General features: G+C 40.9%; 30 protein-coding genes. 18 read left to right on the top strand and 12 right to left on the bottom strand.

Going from position 1 to position 24,474, the window contains the following annotated elements; genetic code table 11:
* The 3 genes from JWR23_RS01325 to rplM form a co-directional block, all read right to left on the bottom strand.
* On the bottom strand, positions 1-181 hold a 181-nt coding region (locus JWR23_RS01325; protein WP_299511934.1), incomplete at its 3' end, for a 30S ribosomal protein S2.
* Between the two features lie 21 nt (positions 182-202).
* A complete protein-coding gene (gene rpsI, locus JWR23_RS01320; RefSeq protein ID WP_158994387.1) occupies positions 203-592 on the bottom strand; it encodes a 30S ribosomal protein S9 in 390 nt (129 codons plus the stop codon).
* Between the two features lie 19 nt (positions 593-611).
* Positions 612-1,049: a 50S ribosomal protein L13 gene (gene rplM / locus JWR23_RS01315; RefSeq protein WP_299511929.1), complete on the bottom strand. Its 438-nt coding sequence runs from the start codon at positions 1,047-1,049 to the stop codon at positions 612-614.
* Between the two features lie 324 nt (positions 1,050-1,373).
* Here rplM and JWR23_RS01310 point away from each other — a divergent pair, with 324 nt between their 5' ends.
* The 17 genes from JWR23_RS01310 to JWR23_RS01230 all read left to right on the top strand — a co-directional run bounded on the left by JWR23_RS01310 (position 1,374) and on the right by JWR23_RS01230 (position 16,300).
* Complete coding sequence (locus JWR23_RS01310) at positions 1,374-1,556, top strand: hypothetical protein (protein WP_299511926.1); 183 nt, start codon at positions 1,374-1,376, stop codon at positions 1,554-1,556.
* A complete protein-coding gene (locus tag JWR23_RS01305) occupies positions 1,544-1,855 on the top strand; it encodes a type II toxin-antitoxin system RelE/ParE family toxin (protein ID WP_299511924.1) in 312 nt (103 codons plus the stop codon). The genes JWR23_RS01310 and JWR23_RS01305 overlap by 13 nt, the downstream gene beginning before the upstream one ends.
* Positions 1,856-2,065: 210 nt before the next feature.
* Positions 2,066-3,943, top strand: a complete 1,878-nt coding sequence (locus tag JWR23_RS01300; protein ID WP_299511922.1) for a M1 family metallopeptidase — start codon at positions 2,066-2,068, stop codon at positions 3,941-3,943.
* Between the two features lie 142 nt (positions 3,944-4,085).
* Positions 4,086-4,451: a DUF1801 domain-containing protein gene (locus tag JWR23_RS01295; protein ID WP_299511920.1), complete on the top strand. Its 366-nt coding sequence runs from the start codon at positions 4,086-4,088 to the stop codon at positions 4,449-4,451.
* Between the two features lie 158 nt (positions 4,452-4,609).
* Complete coding sequence (locus tag JWR23_RS01290; protein WP_299511918.1) at positions 4,610-6,880, top strand: Tex family protein; 2,271 nt, start codon at positions 4,610-4,612, stop codon at positions 6,878-6,880.
* Between the two features lie 103 nt (positions 6,881-6,983).
* Complete coding sequence (locus JWR23_RS01285) at positions 6,984-7,556, top strand: Crp/Fnr family transcriptional regulator (RefSeq protein WP_299511916.1); 573 nt, start codon at positions 6,984-6,986, stop codon at positions 7,554-7,556.
* A 73-nt stretch (positions 7,557-7,629) separates the two neighbouring features.
* Positions 7,630-8,373, top strand: a complete 744-nt coding sequence (locus tag JWR23_RS01280; protein WP_299511914.1) for an SDR family oxidoreductase — start codon at positions 7,630-7,632, stop codon at positions 8,371-8,373.
* A gap of 85 nt (positions 8,374-8,458) precedes the next feature.
* Positions 8,459-8,920, top strand: coding sequence for a MaoC family dehydratase (locus JWR23_RS01275; protein ID WP_299511912.1), 462 nt, complete (start codon positions 8,459-8,461; stop codon positions 8,918-8,920).
* Between the two features lie 70 nt (positions 8,921-8,990).
* A complete protein-coding gene (locus JWR23_RS01270; protein ID WP_299511910.1) occupies positions 8,991-10,001 on the top strand; it encodes an LLM class flavin-dependent oxidoreductase in 1,011 nt (336 codons plus the stop codon).
* Positions 10,002-10,117: 116 nt separating this feature from the next.
* Positions 10,118-10,333 (top strand): hypothetical protein, encoded by a 216-nt coding sequence (locus JWR23_RS01265; protein WP_299511909.1) that lies wholly within the window; start codon positions 10,118-10,120, stop codon positions 10,331-10,333.
* Positions 10,312-10,716, top strand: a complete 405-nt coding sequence (locus JWR23_RS01260) for a type II toxin-antitoxin system VapC family toxin (protein WP_299511907.1) — start codon at positions 10,312-10,314, stop codon at positions 10,714-10,716. The genes JWR23_RS01265 and JWR23_RS01260 overlap by 22 nt, the downstream gene beginning before the upstream one ends.
* A gap of 131 nt (positions 10,717-10,847) precedes the next feature.
* Positions 10,848-11,585 (top strand): acyl-CoA desaturase, encoded by a 738-nt coding sequence (locus JWR23_RS01255; protein WP_299511905.1) that lies wholly within the window; start codon positions 10,848-10,850, stop codon positions 11,583-11,585.
* 110 nt (positions 11,586-11,695) lie between these two features.
* Positions 11,696-12,952 carry an aminotransferase class I/II-fold pyridoxal phosphate-dependent enzyme gene (locus JWR23_RS01250; protein WP_299511903.1) on the top strand — a complete coding sequence of 419 codons (1,257 nt, stop codon included), beginning with the start codon at positions 11,696-11,698 and terminating at the stop codon, positions 12,950-12,952.
* 265 nt (positions 12,953-13,217) lie between these two features.
* Positions 13,218-13,832 carry a hypothetical protein gene (locus JWR23_RS01245; RefSeq protein ID WP_299511901.1) on the top strand — a complete coding sequence of 205 codons (615 nt, stop codon included), beginning with the start codon at positions 13,218-13,220 and terminating at the stop codon, positions 13,830-13,832.
* Entirely contained in the window at positions 13,829-14,131 is a 303-nt protein-coding gene (locus JWR23_RS01240; protein WP_299511899.1) for a transcriptional regulator, read from the top strand. Before JWR23_RS01245 ends, JWR23_RS01240 begins: the two co-directional genes overlap by 4 nt.
* 55 nt (positions 14,132-14,186) lie before the next feature.
* Complete coding sequence (gene creD / locus JWR23_RS01235) at positions 14,187-15,536, top strand: cell envelope integrity protein CreD (RefSeq protein ID WP_299511897.1); 1,350 nt, start codon at positions 14,187-14,189, stop codon at positions 15,534-15,536.
* Between the two features lie 32 nt (positions 15,537-15,568).
* Complete coding sequence (locus JWR23_RS01230; RefSeq protein ID WP_299511895.1) at positions 15,569-16,300, top strand: ferritin-like domain-containing protein; 732 nt, start codon at positions 15,569-15,571, stop codon at positions 16,298-16,300.
* Between the two features lie 79 nt (positions 16,301-16,379).
* On the opposite strand, the gene JWR23_RS01225 is transcribed toward JWR23_RS01230, so the two are convergent.
* From JWR23_RS01225 to JWR23_RS01205, 5 genes are read right to left on the bottom strand one after another with little or no spacing between them, the layout of a single operon-like run.
* Positions 16,380-16,568 carry a cold-shock protein gene (locus JWR23_RS01225; RefSeq protein ID WP_299497496.1) on the bottom strand — a complete coding sequence of 63 codons (189 nt, stop codon included), beginning with the start codon at positions 16,566-16,568 and terminating at the stop codon, positions 16,380-16,382.
* 60 nt (positions 16,569-16,628) lie between these two features.
* The gene (locus JWR23_RS01220) at positions 16,629-17,324 is read right to left on the bottom strand and encodes a DUF4197 domain-containing protein (RefSeq protein ID WP_299511893.1); all 696 of its coding nucleotides are present in this window, start codon (positions 17,322-17,324) and stop codon (positions 16,629-16,631) included.
* Positions 17,325-17,351: 27 nt separating this feature from the next.
* Entirely contained in the window at positions 17,352-18,365 is a 1,014-nt protein-coding gene (locus tag JWR23_RS01215) for an inorganic phosphate transporter (protein WP_299511891.1), read from the bottom strand.
* A 14-nt stretch (positions 18,366-18,379) separates the two neighbouring features.
* Positions 18,380-19,030 (bottom strand): DUF47 domain-containing protein, encoded by a 651-nt coding sequence (locus JWR23_RS01210; protein ID WP_299511889.1) that lies wholly within the window; start codon positions 19,028-19,030, stop codon positions 18,380-18,382.
* Between the two features lie 49 nt (positions 19,031-19,079).
* A complete protein-coding gene (locus JWR23_RS01205) occupies positions 19,080-20,144 on the bottom strand; it encodes an ATP-binding protein (protein ID WP_299511887.1) in 1,065 nt (354 codons plus the stop codon).
* Between the two features lie 416 nt (positions 20,145-20,560).
* Here JWR23_RS01205 and JWR23_RS01200 point away from each other — a divergent pair, with 416 nt between their 5' ends.
* The gene (locus JWR23_RS01200) at positions 20,561-20,758 is read left to right on the top strand and encodes a hypothetical protein (RefSeq protein ID WP_299511885.1); all 198 of its coding nucleotides are present in this window, start codon (positions 20,561-20,563) and stop codon (positions 20,756-20,758) included.
* A gap of 56 nt (positions 20,759-20,814) precedes the next feature.
* Here the strand turns inward: JWR23_RS01200 and JWR23_RS01195 are convergent, their stop codons facing one another.
* From JWR23_RS01195 to JWR23_RS01180, 4 genes are all read right to left on the bottom strand, one after another.
* Positions 20,815-21,348: a YceI family protein gene (locus JWR23_RS01195; protein WP_299511884.1), complete on the bottom strand. Its 534-nt coding sequence runs from the start codon at positions 21,346-21,348 to the stop codon at positions 20,815-20,817.
* Positions 21,349-21,458: 110 nt separating this feature from the next.
* Positions 21,459-22,772: a carbohydrate porin gene (locus JWR23_RS01190; RefSeq protein ID WP_299511882.1), complete on the bottom strand. Its 1,314-nt coding sequence runs from the start codon at positions 22,770-22,772 to the stop codon at positions 21,459-21,461.
* A gap of 329 nt (positions 22,773-23,101) precedes the next feature.
* The gene (locus JWR23_RS01185) at positions 23,102-23,746 is read right to left on the bottom strand and encodes an HD domain-containing protein (protein WP_299511880.1); all 645 of its coding nucleotides are present in this window, start codon (positions 23,744-23,746) and stop codon (positions 23,102-23,104) included.
* 33 nt (positions 23,747-23,779) lie between these two features.
* The gene (locus tag JWR23_RS01180; protein ID WP_299511878.1) at positions 23,780-24,049 is read right to left on the bottom strand and encodes a helix-turn-helix domain-containing protein; all 270 of its coding nucleotides are present in this window, start codon (positions 24,047-24,049) and stop codon (positions 23,780-23,782) included.
* Positions 24,050-24,474: the final 425 nt, after the last annotated feature.

The raw sequence follows: 24,474 nt of genomic DNA, 5'->3' as shown, positions 1-24,474 counted from the left end.
CAATTTGTTTTATAGCTGCAGCAGCTTCTTCAACCTTAGTTAAGGTTTTATTTAAATCGATAATGTGAATACCGTTACGCTCCATGAAAATGTATTGTGACATTTTCGGATCCCATTTACGGGTAAGGTGACCAAAGTGTACACCAGCGTCCAGTAATTCGTCGTATGTTGTTCTTGCCATTTTGTTGTCCTCCTTTGTTGATTAGCGTTTACTGAATTGGAATTTCTTACGTGCTTTTTTGCGACCTGGTTTTTTACGCTCAACCATACGGTCATCACGTGTCATTATACCTTTAGCTCGTAGTGAAGGTTTCTTTTCAGGATCGAGTTCAACAATGGCTTTTGCGATAGCTAAACGAACGGCCTCAGCCTGTCCTTTTACGCCACCACCTGCAACGTTTACTTTAACATCAAACAAACCAGTTGAACCAGAAACTTCTGTTGACTGTGTTACGATGTATTGTAAAGGCAATGTAGGGAAATACTGTTTGTAATCTTTACCGTTTACGATAATTGCTCCGCTTCCATCTGTTAGGTAGATGCGTGCAACTGCTGTTTTTCTTCTGCCCGAAGTGTTAGTTGTTGTTGGCATTTCTTTTCTCCTTTAAAAATTAAATGGTTGTTGGGTTTTGTGCTGCATGAGGATGCTCGGCGCCTGCATATACATGCAAATTGCCAAACAATGCTTTGCCCAAACGACTTTTAGGTAACATACCACGCACGGCTTTTTCAATTACGCGTGTTGGATGTTTTGCCATTAACTCCTTAGGAGAAATGAAACGCTGACCACCAGGATAACCTGTGTAAGAAACATATTGCTTATCGCTGAATTTGTTTCCGGTCAACTTTACCTTGTCTGCGTTGATAACTATTACATTATCACCACAGTCTACGTTTGGGGTAAAATCTGGCTTGTTTTTTCCACGGATGATCATTGCGATCTTTGTAGACAAGCGCCCCAAAATCTCGCCGTTTGCGTCAACAACAACCCACTGTTTGTTAACGGTTTTTTTGTTGGCTGAGACAGTTTTGTAACTTAACGTATTCACTTGCTTTAATTTAAATTATTAAAATCTTATTATACCCCGCTTTTTCGGGACTGCAAAGATACGGTTATTTGTTTTATTTGCAAGTGGATTATTGGGTTATTTTGTTGAAAAGTTGAAAGGTTGGAAGTTAAGGAGTGAGATTTGTCAACTTTTAAAAAGTTGACAAATCTATTTATACTAACAGCTAAAAAATCTTTAACCAAATTTACTAAATAATTTTTTCGATTTAGCTGTCCAAAATAATCAGCAACTAAACTAAATTTGAACGCGGTAAGCATGATTAAAAAATTTGTATATTTACTTTTATAATTAAAGGAGTTAGCGATGCTTACAAAAGATAAAGTTGCAGCACTTGTTGAACACATGCCTGATACATTTTCTGTTGATGATTTGGTAGAGCGGGTATTGCTTTTACAAAAGATTGAAACGGCTCAAAAAGAAATTGAGGATGGCGAGGGATTAGATTGGGAAGATGTTAAAAAAGAAATGGACGAGTGGTTAAAATAGTTCTATCAAAAACGGCGAGGTCTGACCTTAAAGAAATAGTAGATTATATTAAGCGAGACTCTATAAAGTATTCTTTTTTAGAAAAAAAGAAAATTGAAGATGCCATTAACAACCTGCCGAAACAGCCCTTATCAGGCAGGATCGTTCCTGAATTGAACAATGAAAAACTAAGAGAACTTATTTTCAGAAATTACAGGATAATTTATGAGATAGCATCTGAAAAACAAATTAATATTCTTACCATCCATCATCACGCCCGATTAATTTCTAACAATACTGCTTTTAGAAATAAAGAATAAACACCGCTTGTCCTCATACTATTTCCAAGCTTCAAATATTTAGCCTTTCTCTTATTGCTGCTGTGGTCATAATCAAATTTCTTTTAAGCAAATTTACTAAATAACTTATCCAAAATAGTAACATTTCCCCTTCCATAAAATCAAAGCAGTAATAGCTCGCTTTTACTACATTTACACCCATTAACTGAATCATTATTAAATCGCTATTACATGTTCAAATCAATCTCAATTTCCGCTTTATTATGCCTGTTTTTGTTGCAGGCAAATGCCCAAAGCCTGTATATGCCACGCGATATACAAAAAGCCTTTAAAAAAGAAACCCGCGCGCTTGATGGGAAACCGGGTAAAAACTACTGGCAAAATACAGGCAATTATAATATCTCTATTAGTATGACACCGCCCAACCGTTTGGTTAAAGGTGTTGAGCAAATAACCTATTTTAATAATAGCCCCGATACGCTAAAGAGCCTTAATATAAAACTGATATTAAATATTCACCGCCCCGCTGCGGCTCGCTTTAGTGGTGCAAGTGCCGATTACTTAACACCAGGCATACAAATAGATACCTTCCTGGTTAATGGCATTAAAAAAGTTTGGGATAATGTTAGGGCAGCAGGCACTAACCAGCCAATCAGCCTGCCTAAGCCTTTAATGCCGCATGATTCGGTTAAGATGAATGTTAGCTGGCACTTTGAGCTATCAAAAGAAAGCAACCGCGAGGGGATGATCGACTCGACCACTTTCTTCCTGGCCTATTTTTATCCGCGGGTTGCTGTGTACGACGATTATAACGGCTGGGATATGTTAGCTTTCCTGGACGCGCAGGAGTTTTATAATGATTTTAACAATTACACGCTTAATGTAACCGTGCCTAAAAACTACATTGTATGGAGCACCGGTACCTTACAAAATCCTAACCAGGTTTTACAGCCTGAGTTTGCCAAGCGCCTGCAAACATCCATGACCAGCGACAGCACCATACATATTGCAACACCTGCTGATCTGACCGCAAAAAACATTACCACGCAAAATGCCATGAACACCTGGACATGGACCGCCACCAATATATCAGACATGACTGTAGGCGTAAGCGACCATTATAACTGGGATGGCGCAAGTGTTTTGGTTGATGACGCGACACATCGCACAGCAAGTGTACAGGCGGCTTACCCGGATAAATCAGAAGATTTTCATCATTCGGTACAATTTAGCCGTAATGCGCTGGGGTGGTTCTCGCATAACTGGCCAGGTGTACCTTATCCGTTCCCCAAAATGACCGTTTTTCAGGGATTTGCTGACATGGAGTACCCCATGATGGTGAATGATAGCCATGAAAAAGATCTTGGCTTTGCTCAGCTGGTGCAGGATCATGAGATAGCACATACTTATTTCCCTTTCTATATGGGGATAAACGAAACCCGTTATGCCTTTATGGACGAGGGTTGGGCAACTACCTTTGAGCTTTTAATAGGCACTGCCGAAAATGGCAAGAAAAAGGCGGATAATTTTTATAAAAAATTCCGTGTTGAGCGTTATATCAATGATCCTGCAACTACGGAAGATCTGCCTATCATTACTCCGACCAGCGAACTACGTTCAGGTTATGGCAACAATGCTTATGGCAAGCCATCATTAAGCTATCTGGCATTAAAAGATATGTTAGGCGATGCTTTATTTAAAAAAGCGCTGCACACTTATATGGATAACTGGCATGGCAAGCACCCTATTCCATGGGATTATTTTAATTCGATGAATGCAGGCTCAGGCAGAAACCTGAATTGGTTCTTTAATAATTGGTTCTTCACCAATGGTTATATTGACCTGGGCTTAGACAATGCCAAAGCGGTTGCCGGTGGTTATAAACTATCTATAAATAATATAGGCGGCTTCGCGGTTCCGTTTGATGTGATTGTAACCTATACTGATGGCACCACCCAAAGCACCCATGCTACAGCTGCCGTTTGGGAAAAGAATAACAAGCATATAACTATAACCATCAAAGCCAATAAAACAGCAAAATCTATTGTTTTAGACGGTGGCATATTTATGGATGCCGATGTAAGTAACAATAAATGGCCGGCTAAGTAACCATTAAACATAAATTATTTAAAGCCCTTCCAACCAGGAAGGGCTTTTTTTGTCGTATCTCACCCTTATCAATGTCTTTTTTGCACACCATTAATTTAAAATCAAGATATTAACTTTGTATTGAACCGGTTAAGTAAAGCTCATGAAAGGCGAATCAGCAAAAAACATAGACGAATACATTGCCGCTTATCCCGAAGATGTACAGGAGGTATTACAAACAATGCGGACCACCATACATGAGGCCGCCCCGGAAGCACAGGAGGCCATAAAATACGGTATACCTACATTTATACTCAACGGCAATTTAGTGCATTTTGGCGGCTATAAAAACCATATTGGCTTTTACCCCGCACCAATGGGCATTGAAGCTTTTAAAGAAGAAACCAAGGTTTATGAAACAGGAAAAGGCACCTTACAATTCCCGCTAAACAAACCAATGCCTTTGGACCTGGTAACCCGGATAGTTAAATTCAGGGTAAAAAGAAATTTGGAGAAGGTAAAAAAGTAAACGCCGACAATCCTAAAACCCTCCAGCCCTATAACGGCGTAGTCTTCTTGAACATTTTTGAAATAATTAACAAGTGAAAAATCTCAGTTTATTTACCAACACCCCTTTGACATATCCACCCATAACCCGAATTTCGCTATCCCAATAAGGATAGATAAATGACAACTCACCATAAAAAATTAGCTGCCGAATTTTCAATAGCCGAAAAACAGGTCACTGCCACCATTAGTTTGTTAGACGAAGGCGCTACCGTTCCGTTCATATCCCGTTACCGTAAAGAGTTAACAGGAAGTTTGGATGAGGTACAGGTGGCCGGCATACGCGACCGCATACAACAATTACGTGAGCTGGATAAACGTCGTGAAGCCATTTTAAACTCATTAACCGAAATGGGCAAACTAACGCCCGAACTGGAAAAACAGATTAACGCCGCCGAAACGATGGTGCTGCTGGAAGATATTTACCTGCCCTATCGCCCAAAACGTAAAACACGTGCTACTACCGCCCGCGAAAAAGGTTTACAGCCCCTGGCCGACCTGCTATTCGCCCAAAATAAATTTGATGTAGGGGCCGAGGCCGAAAAATACATATCCGAAGAAAAAGGTGTTGCCAGCATTGAGGAAGCATTGGCAGGTGCACGAGATATTATTGCCGAACATATAAGCGAAGATACAGCCGTACGTACCAAAGTACGTGAGCTGTTTATGGAGAAAGGTAGTTTTAAAAGCCGTGTAATTACGGGTAAAGAAACTGAGGGCATTAAGTATAAAGATTATTTTGAATGGGAAGAACCCGTTAAATCGGCGCCATCACATAGGATACTGGCCATGCGCCGCGGCGAGAAGGAAGAGATGCTTTATTTAGATGTTTTACCACCTGAGGAAGAGGCAATAGATCAACTGGAAAAAGCATTTATAACTGGGCATAATGCAGCTGCCGACCAGGTTAGACAAGCTATTACCGATGGCTACAAACGGTTACTGCGTCCGTCGATGGAAACAGAGGTACGTTTAATTACCAAAAAGAAAGCCGATGAAGAAGCCATCCGGGTATTTGCAGAGAACGCCCGCCAGCTATTATTGGCTGCCCCGCTGGGGCAAAAGCGCACCATGGCTGTCGACCCCGGTTTCCGTACAGGTTGCAAAGTGGTTTGTTTGGATGAGCAGGGAAAGCTATTAGAATATACGGCTGTATTTCCGCATACAGGTGCCGGGCAGGCCAAAGAGGCAGAGAAGACTGTTGCGCATTTATTTGATAAACACAACATACAAGCCATTGCTATTGGCAACGGCACTGCAGGCCGCGAGACGGAGCTATTTATACGCAAGCTGAATTTACCGGGCGCAGAAATTGTTATGGTGAATGAAAGCGGCGCGTCCATCTATTCCGCCTCTGACGTGGCACGTGAAGAATTTCCGGATAAAGACGTGACCGTAAGGGGTGCAGTATCTATTGGCCGCAGGTTGATGGACCCATTAGCAGAATTGGTAAAGATCGATCCAAAATCCATCGGTGTTGGGCAATACCAGCATGATGTAGATCAGAATAAGTTGCAGGCATCTTTGGATGATACGGTTATCAGCTGTGTTAACGCGGTTGGGGTAGAGTTGAATACCGCGTCAAAACAAATACTTTCGTATGTATCGGGCCTTGGCCCGCAGCTTGCGCAAAAAATTGTAGAGTACCGCGATGAAAACGGCGCTTTTAAACGCCGCGATCAGCTAAAAAAAGTACCGCGTTTAGGCGATAAAGCCTTTGAACAAGCCGCAGGATTTTTACGCATTCACAATGCAGAAAATCCGCTTGATGCAAGTGCCGTGCATCCGGAAAGATATCCGCTGGTAGCACAAATAGCTAAAGATAAAGGCTGCTCGGTAAGTGATCTGATGAAAGATGCTCAACTGCGCCAAAGCATCCCACTGCAAAAATATATTACCGAAACCGTTGGCTTACCAACCCTGAATGATATTATGGCCGAGCTGGCCAAACCCGGTCGCGACCCGCGCGAAAAGTTTGAAGCTTTTAGTTTTACCGATGGTGTAAACAGTATTACAGACCTGAAAGCAGGCATGAAGCTGCCGGGTATAGTAACCAACATTACCAATTTCGGCGCTTTTGTTGATATAGGCGTGCACCAGGATGGCCTGGTACATCTGAGCCAGATCACCAACCGCTTTATTAAAGACCCCAACGAGGTACTAAAAGTACACCAACAGGTGGAAGTAACCGTTACCGAAGTAGATGTAAACCGCAAGCGGATATCGTTATCCATGAAAACCGACGAGCCTAAAAAAGAGAGTCGTCCGCCGGTTACTAAAGTCAATCAGCCTGCCAAGCCGGCTTATAATCCTCCGCCAAAAAAGAAAGAGTCGGAAGTGGAGACGGATATGGCCGTTAAGTTGGCTGCTTTGAAAAATATGTTTAAATAAGATGCTCCAGATTTACGAAGTCTTTAAACGGCGAAGCCCTCAATGAGTCTTAAAAAAACAAACAATATCGAATTAAACTTCGTAAGTCTTTGTAATTTGCAACATGTCCAACGCACTTATCTCCTTCCTCAAACTATTCCGCGATATCCCCGGGGAAGATGAAGCTTTGATATTGGCAGCAACGGAAAACCGAAACTATAAAGAAGGCGATTATCTTTTTAGGGCAGATACTGTTTGTCGCGAAATGTACTTTATTGTTAAAGGTGTTTTGCGTATTATGATGTTGAATGAACGTGGCAACGAGATCACTTATTTCTTTTTAAAGGAGAACCAATTTTGCACCATATTAAACAGTTTTAACAATAATGTTGTAGCCCACGAAGGTATTAGCGCCGCTTGTGATGTGGATGTAATGGTTTTTAGCCGCCCGGCATTGACTAAACTTTATGAGCGGCTACCTTATTTAAAGGGATTAATAGACCAAATAACCCAGCAAGCATTACTGGATAAAATAGATCTGAAAAACAGCTACCTCGGTCAGGACTCGACTACCCGATATAAAAATTTCATGATGCGCCAGCCCGAAATTGCATTGCGTGTGCCTTTAAGTGATATTGCTTCGTATTTGGGCATCACACCACAGTCGCTTAGCCGTATCCGAAAAAACTTTCGTTAGCGGTCGCTTTTTACCATTTGTTAAGTGCTGCCGCTTTTGCGTTGCAGAAATTTGTGCCATTAAACAATTAATAATGGAACAGCTAACAAAAACAAACGGATCTTTAACAGGAAAAAAAGTAGTAATACTGGGCGGCAGCTCGGGCATAGGTTTGGCAACAGCTAAAGCAGCGGCCCAAGAGGGTGCAACGGTCGTCATCGTATCAAGCAATCAGCAACGTATTGATAATGCTTTGGTAGAATTACCCGCGGGTAACAAAGGCTTTGCGGTTGACCTGACCGACGAACAACAAATAAAAGATTTTTTTATCCAACTGGGCAAGTTTGACCATTTGGTATATACAGCCGGCGAGTCATTACAGCTGGTAACCATTGCGGATGTTCCCGTGGCAGATGCACAACGGTTTTTTAACCTGCGCTATTGGGGTGCTTTTATGGCGGTTAAATATGCGTCGCCTTATATTAATACAGGCGGCTCCATTACTTTAACCGGTGGCATTGCCGCCCTTAGGCCGGGCAGCGGCTGGTCGTTAGGTGCAAGTATTTGTGCTGCGATGGAAGGCTTTACACGTGCTATGGCAATTGAGCTGGCCCCTGTGAGAGTAAACCTAGTGTCGCCGGGTGTTGTGCGAACCAATTTATGGTCGGCCATGAGCGAGGAAGAACGCGAGAATTTATACACAAGTGCAGGCAATAACCTGCCTGTAAAACGCATAGGCGAAGCGGAGGATATTGCACAAACCTATTTATATCTTATCGGGCAGCAATATAGCACCGGGCAAATAGTAGTGGTTGATGGCGGATCTGTATTGGTGTAATAATTTAAAAGTTATCATGGATTTTTAAATGTGCTAAGGTTTGCTATTTTTACAGCACCGTTTATTGAACCCACATTTCTGATCCATGATAATCATTAAAAACTACGACGAATTTGAATCTCACTTAGATAAAGAGATCGGTATCTCGCCCTGGCACACTATCACCCAGAAGCAAATAAACCAGTTTGCCGACGCTACATTAGATCATCAATGGATACATACCGACCCTGAGAGGGCCAAAACCGAAGGTCCGTTTAATGCTACCATAGCGCATGGTTATTTAACAGTATCGTTGCTGCCGCATTTCTGGCACCAGATCGTAGAGGTACAGAACCTTAAAATGCTGATCAATTACAGTATTGAAAATATAAAATTTGCCCAACCTGTAGTGGTAAATACCCGTGTAAGGTTAATATGCAAGCTTGATGCGATAGTGAATTTAAGAGGCATTACCAAAGCTACTATAGGCGTGAAGATGGAAATTGAGGGTGAGAAAAAACCTGCTTACACCGGGGCGGTGGTATTTTTATATCATTTTAATAACTAATTGGGGCGAAGACGAAAATCTTTACAATCCCTCTACAACCGCTTCTGTACTTTTGTGTTTTAATATATTCATGAACACAAATCAAATCCGCCTAAGCGTATTGGACCAATCCCCTATCAGGAAAGGTGTTACTGCCGAGCAGGCCGTACAGGAAACCATCGCGTTAGCAAAATATACAGACCAATTGGGTTATACCCGTTTTTGGGTATCAGAACATCATAACACCGGCAGTTTGGCCGGGTCGACCCCCGAGGTATTGATAGCCTACCTGGCATCGCAAACAAAAAATATACGTGTTGGCTCGGGCGGGGTAATGATGCCTAACCACAGTACCTTAAAGGTTGCAGAAAATTTCAGGATGCTGGAAGCATTGGCCCCTGGCCGGGTAGACCTGGGCATGGGCCGCGCGCCGGGTACCGATCGTATTACGGCTTCTATACTTAATCCATCAAACCATTTTGCCGAGCAGGATTTCATGGAACAACTGGCCGATCTGCGAAACTATTTTCATGATACTGCAGATCCGGGTACTATCCAGCAAAAAATTCGCGCCATCCCGCAGGTAAAAACTGTTCCTGCTATGTGGCTGCTAAGCTCGAGCGGGCAAAGCGGTTTGTTTGCCGCGCATTTTGGTATGGGTTTTTCCTTCGCGCATTTTATAAATCCTGTTGGCGGGCCGCAGGCGGTACAGTTGTATAAAGATCGCTTTCAACCGTCGCAGGACCTGGCACAGCCCGAAGCTAACATGGCCATATTTGTTTTCTGCTCGGAAGATGAGGAAAAGATAATGCAGCATAAAGCCATAATGGATTACCGCTTTATCCAGTTTGAAAAGGGCCTGGGCCTGTCGCCATTTGGCTATGAAGATGTAAAAGATACCGAATACACCCTGCACGAGCAGGACCGCATACGTTACAACCGCCAGCGCGTAGTTGCCGGCACGCCGGATATGGTAAAAGCACGCCTGAGCCAATTAGCCGAAAGCTATGGCGTTAATGAAATTATAGCAGTAACTATTGCCGAAGATTTTAATGACAGGCTGCAATCTTATAAATTATTGGCAGATATGTTTGAATTATAAGTGTATTAAATAAGATGAATTAATGACATCATTATAAAATCATTTATAGTTTAATTGTATATTTGAATAATACCGTTCTGTTAATATTCACAGATGTATGAATAATTAATAAAAAAATGGAAACAGTACTCGTACAAATAAATGACAGCAAAGCCTACAAGCTTTTAGAAGACCTGGAAGATTTGCACATTATCAAAGTTTTAAAGAAAAGCGTACAACCAAAACAAAAGCTTTCTGAAAAATATGCCGGTAAATTACCTTCTGATATTGCAGACGAACTTCAGAATTACATAGCTCAAAGCCGTAACGAATGGAACACCCGCAGTATTTAATTGATACAAATGCGGTAATTGATTATCTGGGTGAAAAACTTCCTGTTAAGGGTATGGATTTTATGAATGGTATTATTGATAATGTCCCTAATATCTCAGTAATTACCAAAATTGAGGTTCTTGGTTTTAATGCCCCAGATAAACATTATAAACTTCTTACCAATTTCATGAGTGATGCTACGATATTTGATTTAACAAGCAATATTGTAGATATAAGTATTGACATACGTAAAAATTACAAAACCAAATTACCTGATGCAATAATCGCTGCTACAGCCATTGTATATGAATTGGTTTTAGTTTCACGCAATGCATCCGACTTTAGAAATATAAAAGGCTTGAAATTTATTGATCCGCATAGTCTGCAAGAAGTAAAGTCATAATGATACAGTTATTAGCTGATCTGTTGATTTATAACAGCCCTGATTTTTATTTAACAATTACTTTATCAGCGGTAAAAACTTAAATTGTATCTTTGCCGTTAATTACAATACATATAAATCAATATCAATTCGTGATCATCTTAATATTCTTCCTGGCACACTGGTTCCTTTCTTTATTTTTTCAAACATTTTTTCTTCACCGGTACGCTTCACACAAAATGTTTAGTACCCATAAAATTAATGAGCGTGTGTTCCACATGCTAACGTTTATTTGCCAGGGTTCATCATATTTAAATCCGCGTGCGTATGCAATTATGCACCGCGAGCATCATGCTTACAGCGATACCGAAAAGGATCCGCATTCGCCTTATTTTTTCAGGGATGTTTTCCAGATGATGTGGCGCACCGCGTTAAGTTATAAGCTTTATGAGAAACGTTTAAAAGAGCCCGAAGCACAGTTTAAAGGCAACTACCCCGAGTGGCGCTTGCTGGATTATTGGGGATCCACCTTTATATCGCGCATTCTGTTTGGTATTGGCTATGTAGTATTCTACATTGCTTTTGCTACGCATTGGTGGATGTTTTTATTATTGCCAATTCACTTTATGATGGGCCCTATACATGGCGCTATTGTAAACTGGTGCGGTCATAAATATGGCTACTCCAATTTTGATAACGGCGATAAATCAAAAAACTCCATTCCGTTAGATTTTTTAATGCTTGGCGAGTTGTTTCAGAATAACCATCATAAGCGCCCAAATAACTCCAATTTTGCTGCAAAGTGGTATGAGTTTGATCCGGTTTACCCTGTGATGAAATTAATGCACTGGGTTAGGATAATTAAGTTAAGAAAACCCCTTGTGGGATAAGTTTATTATAGGTTACGAGGTAAAAGGTTAAAGGTAAAAGGTTGTTTGGGATTATATAAAACCTTTTACCTTTCGCCTTTTATCTTTAACCTCAATTTTACCTCAAATAAATGAAAGTATCTGCATTAGCCGAAAACCTGAGCGGCTCTGAAATTATCAGGATAGCCGGCGAGATCAATGAATTAAAGCGCCAGGGCCAAAATATTGCCAACTTAACCATCGGCGATTACGACTCGAATATCTATCCCATACCTGACGAATTAAAGCAGGGTATTGTTAACGCTTATGCGGATAACCAAACCAACTACCCGCCCGCTGATGGCGTGTTAAGCTTGCGCGAAAGTGTTTCGGCCTTTTTAAAAAATCGTTTGGGGTTAGATTATAAGCCTAACCAGATATTAATTTCTGGCGGGTCAAGGCCGTTGATATATTCGGCCTATTTAGCGGTTGTTGATGAGGGCGATAAAGTTGTCTTCCCGGCACCGTCATGGAACAATAACCATTATTGCGACTTGCTAAAGGCCCAGGGCATAATAGTACAAACCACTGCCGAAAATAATTTTATGCCTACGGCAGATGACTTGCGCCCGCATATTAAAGGTGCCGCGTTACTGGCCCTTTGTTCGCCTTTGAACCCTACCGGCACCATGTTTCATAAAAAGGACCTGGAAGATATTTGCGATATGGTAATTGCCGAAAATAAAACCCGACAAGCTGGCGAAAAACCACTTTACGTTTTATACGACCAGATTTATTCGCAATTAACTTTTGGCGATAACCAGCATTTTGACCCTGTTACGCTGCGCCCCGAGTTGAAAGACTACGTAATATTTGTTGATGGTGCATCTAAATGCTTTGCAGCAACGGGTGTGCGTGTAGGCTGGGGTTTTGGCCCTGCAGCTATTATCAACAACATGAAGGCTATTGTGGGCCACATGGGCGCATGGTCGCCAAAGGCAGAGCAGGTAGCTATGGCTGAATATATTGTTGAGGATGATAAGGTAAATACCTATCTCGATTGTTTAAAATCAAGGATACAAGATAGCCTTAACGCCTTACATAAAGGTTTCCAGCAATTAAAAACTGATGGTTTCCGGGTTGACTCTATCGCACCAATGGGAGCCATTTACCTTACCATAAAAATTGACTATACCGGCAAAACTACCCCGGAAGGAACCATACTAAATAATTCTGCGGATATTAATTTTTACCTGATAAAAGAAGCCGGAATAGCTTTTGTCCCTTTCTCTGCCTTTGGTACAGATGATAGCGTAAATTGGTTCAGGGCATCTGTAGGAGCCAGTACTTTGGATGATATTGAACAGGCTATCCCGAGGATAAAGAAAGCACTGGCTAAGCTTAAATAACCGACTTGTCATTGCGAGCGAAGCGTGGCAATCGCACGCCGCAAAGTTCGCGATTGCCACGCTTCGCCTATAATGACACTCCATCACGCAGGGCACGTTTATGTCCAAACATCCTCAACATGCTAAAGGCGGTTGTGAGTTGGATGGGAAAATATATAGAGAAATGCCCGACAGAGCCGCTTAACGACTTTAATTTAAATTTTCCATAATAAAATTTGCATAATTAAATTTTTATCCATTACTTTGAATTACAAAGTACTTTTATATGAAGGAAAAAGAAATTCAGGATGACCTTGCGTCCATCCGCAGTTTGATGGAGCGGTCATCAAAATTTATATCGCTTAGCGGTTTATCCGGCATACTGGCAGGAATTTATGCACTAATTGGCGCGGCGGCGGCATTTTGCCTTATACGTGAACCGTTAAATTATGACCAGGTTACTTTTTTACACCTGCTCAAAGTGTTACCCTATTTAATTGCTATAGCCGCGGTGGTATTAATAGCCTCGATAGCAACCTGCGTGCTGTTAACTTATCAAAAAGCAAAAAGAAAAGGACAATCCATTTGGGGTAAAACCAGCAGGGAGTTATTATTTAATATGGCCGCCCCATTGTTAACAGGCGGCTTATTGATTATTATATTTCTGTATCGTGGTTATTTTGGCATTGTGGCTCCCGCATCGCTTATATTTTACGGTCTTGCGTTATTAGCAGCGGGTAATTTTACTTTTAGTGATGTAAAGTTTTTAGGAATATGCCAAATTATATTAGGCTTAATTGCTGCTTGCTTACCCGGTTATGGTTTACTATTTTGGGCCCTTGGATTTGGCGTTTTGCATATTGTGTATGGTAGCGTGATGTACTTAAAATACGACCGGTGAAGATAAATTTTGAAAAATTAGATAAAGCTTTTGAGAACCGCCTGCGCCTGCAAATTATGAGTGTGCTGGTGGCTAACCAGCGGTATGATTTTAATTCGCTTAAAGAGCTTTTGGATATTACCGATGGTAACCTGGCATCGCATTTAAAGGGATTGGAAAAAGAAGAATACATATTGGTAAATAAATCATTTTTGGGCCGTAAACCCAATACCAATTATGAAGCAACCGAAAAAGGAAAGAAAGCTTTCGCTGCTCATTTAGATGCACTGGAGCAAATAATAAAAAGCAATAAAAACTAAACTATATTTTTTTACTCTATTACTTTGAAATACAAAGTACTTTTTAAAATCAACAATGGAAAACGAACAACAAAAACCGCAAGGATTTATGGGCTGGCTCAAGGAGTCGGTGACCGTAAAATTAATGTTTATAGGTATACTGATAATATTGCTGCTTATCCCGTCTTTTATGATCGAGAGCCTGATAACCGAAAGAGCAAAAAGACACGACGAGATGGAAAAAGATGTATCGGATAAGTGGTCGGCAAGCCAGTTAATACAAGGGCCGGTATTGGTGATACCGTACAAACGCCAGCTTAAAGATAGAGATGCCAGTAATAAAGTAATTATAAAAGAGGTTATTGAAAATTTTTATGTATTGCCAGAGAACCTTCATATAAAAGCCCTTGTAAACTCAGAAACATTACACCGCGGCATGTACGAAACTGTAGTATACAATACGCAGGTTAAAGTTTGGGGCGATTTTAGGACCGGACTGAATAAGCTGGCAATAACGGCTGACCAATTAATGCTGGATAAAGCAAAACTAACCTTCAGTATATCTGATCTGAAGGGCTTGAAAACTAATCCTATTATTAAATCGGCAGGGCAATCATTACAAGCCGAACCGGTATTTAATGAAAAGGGATTATTTAATAACGGGTTGCAGGCTGATATAAATCTTACATCAACAAAAGACCAACCAGTGACTTTTGATTTTCTGCTTGACCTAAAAGGCAGTAAGGAGCTGAGCTTTTTGCACACCGGGAAAACCACCGATGTGGAAGTTAGCGGTAATTGGAAAACACCAAGTTTTTCGGGCCGCTATCTCCCGGATTATCGGAAGGTGGACGAAAAAGGATTTACAGCAAAATGGCGCATGCTGTACTACAACCGGCCTTTTGAGCAGCAATGGACAGCTGACGATAGCACGATTAATAAAATGACACATAACGGCAATGCCATATTCGGCGTAAAGTTGAAGGTCCCGGTAGATCAGTACCAAAAAACTATGCGTACCAGCAAGTATGGTATATTGATCATCCTGCTTACATTCATTTCGCTGTTCCTTACAGAGCTTATAAGTAAGCAAAAGATACATCTGTTTAATTATATATTGATAGGTGCGGCTATGATCATTTATTACACATTGCTACTCTCGTTTTCTGAGCAGATCGGGTATAACCTGGCATATCTTATCGCATCGGTGGCAACTATAACGCTTATTTCGATTTTTATCGCATCACTGCTGAAAAACAAAATGGCAGCTATACTATTCGCAATGATACTGACTATATTTTATGTCTTCATTTTTGTGATCATCCAATTGGAAGACCTGGCCCTATTGATTGGCAGTATTGCCTTATTCATTATCGTTTCAACTTTGATGTATTTCTCACGAAAAATTAACTGGGACAAACTCTAATCAAAATCATTAATCTTTAAAACTTTTACGCCATGTATACAAGCCAATATTGGATAAACCATTTCAGGGCCAATGCAACCGAAAAAAGAGTAAACTGGACCCTTTCGCCAAACATAACCGATAATGAGATAGCCGCGATTTTACACTCGTTACAGGCCTGGCAGCTGGGCGAAACATCCGAAGGAAAACATTTAATAGCGGCATCAACCAAATATGCTTTTAAAATTGGCGATCAGGCATACGTGGGCGCTGTTAAACTATTTATTAAAGAAGAACAAAAACATGGCAATAATTTAGGCAGCTATCTTGACCTGATAGGCAAACCCCGGATAAAGAAAAACTGGGGCGATACGCTATTTAGAAAAGTAAGATACTTTAATACCAGCATAGAAATTTGGACTCTGGCCGTTATTATTGTAGAAAGCACCGCGCAGATATTTTACCAGGCGCTTAAAAATGCTACCCGGTGCCAATTGCTTAAAGAAATATGTACCGATATATTAATAGACGAAGCGTATCATATCACTTTCCAGACAGAGCGGCTGGCTATAATATTTGAGGGCAAAAGCCAATTCTCTAAAAGCTGGCGTATCATAGTTTATAAATATTTCTTTTACGCTACCTCCTTGCTGGTATGGTTTGCGCATAAAAAATTATTTAAAGCAGGTGGGGTAACTTTTACAGCCTACACTAAAAAAATGGAGTATAAATATATTAAAACACTTAAGTGTATAACAGATACCGGGGCAGCATTGTGGATATAATGATGCTGATGAAATCCGCCAAAAACAAAAAGCATCCTCACATTAACGTGAGGATGCTTTCCCATCAATAAATATAGTATTAAGCTACTCTTACATTTACCGCGTTAAGGCCTTTTTTGCCGTCTTGAACATCAAATGTAACCTGGTCATTTTCGCGAATTTGATCGCTTAATCCTGACACATGTACAAAGATCTCTTCACCGCTATCAGATTTGATAAATCCAAAGCCTTTTGTTTCATTAAAAAATTTTACTGTTCCTGTTTGCATTATAATTGATTTTTAAATTAATGCAAGATAATTAAATTACAACTTGATAAATATATTTTATCAAAACTTTTTATTCTTATCAGCAAAAGAGAACACCTTTTGCAATAACTGTGTAGACCGCGATGCACCAATATTCTGCCTGATGCTAAGTTCCTGCACAGCTATTTCAATAAATAAACCATCTATAGCTTTTTGGGTTGCATAGTCCACAATATCCGGGTTTATTTTATGTACAAATGGTACCTTATTATAGGTAGTGGCAACTGCTGCGTAATACTTGGTAGCATTAGCCTTATTCAAGCTAACCTCTATAACCGGGCGAAATTTGGCAATCAACTCTGCCGTTGTGGTGCGTTTAAAATATTGGGTTGCCGCATCAGCGCTACCTAATAAAATATTGGTTACATCAGTCAGTGTCATTTGTTTTATCGCATTGATAAAAATAGGTTTTGCCTGTATAGCGGCATCTTCGGCAGCACGGTTTAACGACAGGATAGCATCATCACATACTTTACCCATACCCATGCCGCGCAAGGTTTTTTCTGCCTTTTGTGCTTCGGGTGGTAAAAGTATCTTTACTGCGGCATTGCCAAAAAAGCCATTTACTGCCGAAAGCTGGTCGGCGCTTTTTGCGGTGCCTTGTTCAAGTGCCTGTTTTAAGGCTGTGCCAATTTCAAGTGATGTGGGGATAAGTTGTGCCGATGCACTAACTACAACAAAGAGCAATAACGGGAGTACCAGCAAGAATCTTTTCATGCTATAAAACTAAAAAATTAAAATGGATTAATACCCTAATGCGCGCAGCAATACAAATACCAGGCCCGCGATTAAGGCAGATATAGGGATGGTAATTATCCAGGCCCAAACCAGGTTAATAGTTACTCCCCAGCGTACGGCTGACACCCGTTTGGTTAAGCCCACACCAATAATTGAACCGGTAATAGTATGCGTAGTAGATACCGGGATGCCAAAATGTTCGGTAAAGCCTAAGGTTATGGCTGCGGCAGTTTCGGCGCTTACACCTTCTAACGGGGTTATTTTGGTTATTTTGGTACCCATGGTTTTAACGATCTTCCATCCGCCAGACATGGTGCCTAACGCGATGGCCGAATAGCATGCCAGCGGTATCCACTCGGGCATTGCGGCCCCGGTGCCAATAATATTTGATGATATTAATGCCAGGTATAAAATACCCATTACCTTTTGCGCATCATTGGTTCCATGCGCAAAGCTCAATAAGCCTGATGATATTAACTGCAAAGCCTTAAACCAGCGTTCGGCGGCGGCGGGCCTTGAATTTTTGCAGATGTGCAATATAATTATGGTAATAAGATAGCCTACAAACAGGCCAATAAACGGAGCCAGTACAATATATAGTAAAATTGGCAGTATGTAATGCATATTTACCGCGTGCAGGGCACCGGCGCCCATGTACATGGCATTGGTCATCCCCGCGCCTGCAAAACCACCTATCAGGGTATGCGATGAACTTGATGGAATACCAAACCACCAGGTAGTTAAGTTCCAGGTAATAGCTGCAATTAAACCGGCCAGTATTACATGCATGGTTACATAATGCTCCACAACAATTTTAGCTACATAGTTAGCTACTTTATGGTCCTTAACTACAAAATAGGCTATAAAGTTAAACGTGGCTGCCCACAACACCGCCTGGAAAGGGGTTAATACTTTGGTAGAAACAATGGTGGCAATAGAGTTTGCGGCATCATGAAAGCCATTGGTATAATCAAAAATAAGCGCCAGCGCAACTACAACAACTAATAGGGATGTAACCATTTATTATAGGTTGGTTAGGCGTTTTTAACTAAAATGGATTCCATAACGTCAGCGGCATCTTCGCACATATCAGTGGCGGTTTCTAATGCTGACAATATTTCCTTGTATTTGATTAAACGGATAGCGTCAGTTTCATACAAAAATAAATCAGCAACGGCACGGTCAAACACATAATCGGCCTGGTTCTCTACGCTGTTTATACGGATACAAGAATCGGCAATAGCACGTACATTTTTCAGATCCTTTAATTCGCGCACCGCTTTTTCAAGGTCAATACTGCACTGCAATACCAGTTCTGATAGTTTGCGTATATGCTCATTATAATCATCTATCCTGTACAGGTTCATGCGGTTTGCCGCGCCTTGTATATAATCGGCAACATCATCAATAGCACTTGCCAGGGCATGTATATCTTCGCGGTCAAACGGGGTAATAAAGTTTTTACCCAGCTCCAGATAAACCTGATGTGTAATTTCATCTCCTTTGTTTTCCAGCTTATCAATTTGTTTAAACAGCTCTTCGCGGGTTGCCGGATTACTTGAGTTAACAGCTTCAACAAGTACGGTTGCCATTACTACAACGTTATTTGACGCCTGTTCAAACAAAGGAAAAAATATCTTTTTATCCTTAGGAACGAAATATTGAAAGATGCTATTTAATGACATATTTTATTGGTATTTGCGGCAAAGGTAATTTTACAATGTTAAGTTAATGTTAATTTTTAAGAATAGGTATGTTAGGGAATTGTAAACCCGGCTTTACCTTTTGCAAAGTAAAGCCGAAGGTAGACCCCAACCCTTCTGTACTACGCACATTAATAGTTTGCTGGTGCGCCTCAACAATATGCTTAACAATGGCAAGCCCCAGGCCCGACCCTCCTATCTGCCGCGACCGGCTGGTATCTGTCCTGAAAAACCGCTCAAACAGCCGTGGAAGATACTTCTCTTCAATTCCCATACCATCATCGGTAACCTCAATTAACACCTGTTCGTGCAAATCAAACAACGTTATCCACGTATTTCCATTTTCTTTTCCGTACTTAAATGAGTTGTCAATTAAGTTAACCAGTACCTGGGTAATCTTTTCCCTATCGGCACTTACCTGTATAGGCTCATCATATTTTTGTTTGAATATTAATTTAATGTTATGCTGGTTCGCCTTCATTTCAGACGACTCCAAAACCTCTTTTATCAGATCGTTAATTTTAAACTTGGTGTAGTTAATAGGCAACTCGCCCGACTCTAATTTAGAGATCTCATCGAGGTCTTTTATCAGGTAGCTCAAGCGGTCAACATTACGTGATGCTTTTTCTAAAAACTGGCGGGCCATATCGCGGTCATCAAAATCATCATCTTGAAGCGCCTCAATATATCCTTGTATGGCAAATAACGGTGTCTTAAACTCGTGCGATATGTTCGACAAAAAATCGCGCCTGAACCGTTCCTGTGTGCGCAGCCCCTCAATTTCGGTTTTCTTTTCGCGGGCCCATTCTTTTACTTCGTGTTCTACATCGTTTATAGGATCGGAACTCATGTGTTCGCCCAGGGCATCGCGCAGATCGCGGCCCAGTTTCAGGCTATGAATAAGTTTGTAGATGAGCTTTATTTTTGAGTAAACATATTTCTCTATCAAATAATAAAAAACAACAAAACTGGTAATGATGGTAGCCATAAAGGTGATAGCCATATCATAAAAGCTATGCCTGAAATAATAGTTTACCACAGACAGCGTAATAGCTACGGCCAGCGCGTTTATAAAAACCAATACACGTAATTTCATAATGGGTAAAGTTATAAAATTAGTGGATGATTGATTGAGTTGAATAAGTTGATTGAGTTAGATTTAGGTTAATTAATTGTTATGGTTAGCGTAGCGACACTGTGCGTGTTATCTGTCAGCGTCGTAGCGCTCAATTGCCGCTAAGGCTGTTACTTTTGTCTTGATACAAAAGTAACCAAAAGATCAAGTCAGGACGATCGCTGCCACTACACAGGCCAGACTCCCGGCCGCGCGCCCTGACAGCCCAACGCTTCTTTTGATTGTTCATTAATATGAAAAATGCAGGTCCTGTTGAACAAAGCGTCAGCAAATAAGCTTCGGGCGAAAGCAGGAAAAACTGGTGGCCAATGCGCATAGGGAGGGGCATAGCGTCTTTTTGCCCGGGCAATGGCCCTTGCGAGATATGGAACAAAATTATGCAGCCCGAGGTTTTTCCTGATTTGCAGCGCAAAGGCCTTGTGCGGCAAAGAAGCCTCTTTGCTGACTTGATTTATTCATCTATTGTTTGTTTTATAGGTATTCATGAGGTCGCTGCGCTCAGTTTTTGTTACTTTTTGATCAAGCAAAAAGTAATGGAATGGGCCTTAGCGGCCAAGAGCATCACCAAGCGATAATGCGAAGCTACTTGAAGATTTGATTACTTACCCACAAACATGTAGAAAGAAAACTATTACTTAGCCGCATCCACCTCTATACTTACAGACACATCATTACTCATAACTAAACTCTTACTGCCTATACCAAAATCAAGGCGGTTTAGTTTAATGCCGCCTTTAAACGTGGCGGTATTATCTGTAGCGGTATAAATAAACGGCACTTCAAATACTTTGGTTTTATCTTTAATAGTAAGGCTGAACTGCCCGGTATAATTATCGCCGCTTTTATGTTTAAAGGACATGGACTTCATGGTGATCTTGGGGAATTTCTCTACATCAAAAAATTCATCGCTGCGCAGGTGTTTATCGCGCAGGTCGTTTTCGGTATTAATAGAGCTTACGTCAAGCAAGGCCTCAATGGTGCTGCTATCTAATTTATCAGGTGCAAACTGTATAGTGGCCTGCAAACCATTAATGGTACCGCCGGTATTGATACCCAGGTTTTTTAATTGAAATTTAATTGTGGCTTTGTTTATGGCCGTCTTTTGGGCGGATGCAGCAGTTACTAAAATTAGCAGGGGGATAATTAGGGTAACAATATGTTTCATACTGCGAATTAACGATGTTTATACTGTTATCGTATTGTGTGTTGGATTTTTTACATTAGCTGAAAGACCAAACTTAGAAGTTTCTAAAACTTCGCAAGTTTCCGGATAATCTAAAACTCCACATGCGCCCTTATAGAAAACACATTAACCGGGCCGCGGTCTTTATTATAAGCAGGGTTAATAATAAACTGGTAATCGGGTGTTAAAAAAAATTTATTCTGATAGGCATTTAGCTTATAATATAGCTCAGCTATCATTTCGGTGCTGTAGTTTAGTTTGCCATCGCCAATTAAAAACCCGTAACCACCGGCTGCCAAATAATTGCGGTGAGGTGCCGAAAGGCCGTTGCCAATAAATGCCAGGCCCAATTGGTCGTCTTTACGGTTCCATAACACATTGCCGCTAAGTTGTGCGCCAAAACTTATAGAGCGGTCTATCTCTGTAAAATACCAGGTTTGGGTACGGCCATCATTATAACTTGCTTTGGCAAATATGCCAAAGTCTTTACTTAAATATTGATCGGCATTAATGCCAAAACCATATTTGTGGCGGCCGTAGGCTTGCGTAGTATCTACATTTGGTGCACCCGGACTCAATGCTAAAGCCTGGTTATAATTACCCATTTTACCATTATTTCTAAACCCTAACAGGCGCACGGTTCCTTTTAGTCCGTTGATGGTATAGCGCTTTTCAAACTCAAGCGTTTGGGTATTGGCTTTGCCTATTTTTTGATCCCAGACAGAACCGTTTGCTTCTGTGGTAGACATGGTGAAGGCAAACCGAAGCGTCCAATCGGGCTGACCTAACTCTGCATTAATACCTAAAGCATATCCCCGGGTATTTGCCGGATAATCCCAGGCGGCATTATCCATCAGGGCCCAGTTCATAAATTGCGAGCGTGGATCATGACTAAACTCATTTCCGTCAAAAAAATCGGCCATGCCAAATTTACCTGCCACTATTGAAAAATATCGCTTGCTTTTTAACCCGCCTAATTTATTGACATCAGCTTCAACCGTATCCATATCCTTGCCCCATTCAAAGCGCTGTTTAAAATATAGCCGCGCAATATAAATGGCAGGCGACGCGCTACCTACCCTAAAGGTTTCTCCATTAGGGAAGCCAGCCACTCCTAATGTTTTGCTTAAACCTGCCCCGCCTGATATTTCGGGGTTAAAAAACACTTCGGCACCCTTCCATAACCGCGCCGCGCCAAAAAGAGTTGAAGTTATAGAGCTTTGTGTTTCGGTACCCGTAAGTAAGCTATTATCGCCGCTATATTTTGCGCTAAACGCAGGTTTATGCTGCGTAATTATAGTTTGCTGAAAGTGGAAGCTAAAACGGTCCTGCTTTATAGTATCTTGCGAAAAGGCAAAATTTACAGTACTTATTAAAAATATAAACAGGGGTATGTGTTTTTTCATGATCACGAGAGTATAATATTAGACAAAGCTAACAATATTTTTAGACATGCCTAAATATTATTAATTACACCAGGGCAATCGCTTTTAAAATTGCAGGCACGCATAGCTCCCAAATATAAGTACCGGTTTTGGCTAAAGCCCACCTATAATTATAATCTTAGCCCGTTGGCTGAAGCCAAACGGCAATGAAAAAACTATTTTGCTATCATTGCCGTCACATTTATGTGACGGTCCCGTAAAAGAATTGGCACCGGCTTTAGCCCAAAAATCGCCATTATGGGTAAATGACGACCTGTTTGGTAAGTCAATTTTTAAAAGCGATTTCCCTGTTAATTACATTCTGTATAAAATTGCTCTAAATAACTTTCCATGAAATTATGCCGTTGTTGGGCAAGTTGTTTGCCGGTATCGGTATTCATTTTATCCTTTAGCAATAACAGCTTTTCGTAAAAATGGTTAATGGTAGGCGCGGTTGAATTTTTATAAGCCTCTTTGCTCATATTAAGGTCGGGGGCAATTTCGGGGTTATATATCTCCCTGCCTTTAAAACCACCGTAATTAAAAGCACGTGCAATGCCAATAGCGCCTATGGCATCCAGCCTGTCGGCATCCTGTACTATAGCTAATTCGTTTGAGTAAAACGCATGTTTATCAAAGCTTGATTTAAAAGACATGTACCTGATAATATTCTGCACATGCAGGATAGTTTCTTTATCAATGCCTATGCTTTGTAAATAACTACCGGCGGTAAAGGGGCCAATTTCTTCATCGCCGTTATGGAATTTGCTGTCGGCAATATCATGCAGCAGGGCCGCAAGTTCTACAGTTAGCAAATCTGCAGATTCGGTTTGGGCTATTAGTTTGGCGTTGTTCCAAACCCGGTATATATGCCACCAGTCATGCCCGCCTTCGGCATTCCTTAGGGTATCCTGTACAAAAGTTTTTGTTTGATGAATGATTGTATTGTGCTCCATATTTACAAATTATCCTGCAAATATAGAATTCTGTCAATCGGTACCGTTATGTAAAAGGCCGGGCTCACTTAAATCATCCTGATCAGGATCAAGCAGCTCGCTCACATTTATATCCAGCGCCCCGGCAATTTGAAAAAGCCTTTCGAGTGTTATTTTTGTATAACCAAGCTCAATTTTGCTATAGGCATTTTGCGAAATATTTAGCTTATACGCCATATGTTCTTGCGTATAGTTCTTAAATTCCCTCTTTTTACGGATACCAGCCGCTATGGCTTTTAGCTTAAAACTTAGTTTGTTGCTCATGCTTTAGTAGTGTTGTTATCTACCTACGAAACTTCTGAGCAGTCGGATTTTATTAAATTTAATTGGCTTCACCTCACCCTCTCCAAAGGGTAATAGCCCATTAACAGGCAGTATACGGCCCGGGCTTCCGCATATTGTTTGAGAAAAAAAGTGTTTCACATCAGGTGTTTCACCCTATTTTTGCAAAAATCGACAAAACAGCATAAAATGCTTATTATAAGATATTTATACTATTTTACCTAAAGCTTTTGTACTGTTTCAAAGTGTTTCACTCATTTTGTTAAATAACTATATATCAATAGGTTAACCTAAAAGGGTGTTTCATGTGTTTCACTAAATTGTGAAACACCTACATCGCCTTTTTTAACGTAATAACCGTTACTATCCGGGCAGGGTACGTTACAGGCAAACTGTTGCCAAGACGG

The organism is Mucilaginibacter sp., from assembly GCF_028288205.1.
Lineage (GTDB): Bacteria > Bacteroidota > Bacteroidia > Sphingobacteriales > Sphingobacteriaceae > Mucilaginibacter.
The sequence above is the reverse complement of the archived record's forward strand: the minus strand, read 5'-3'. Positions and strand labels throughout refer to the sequence as shown.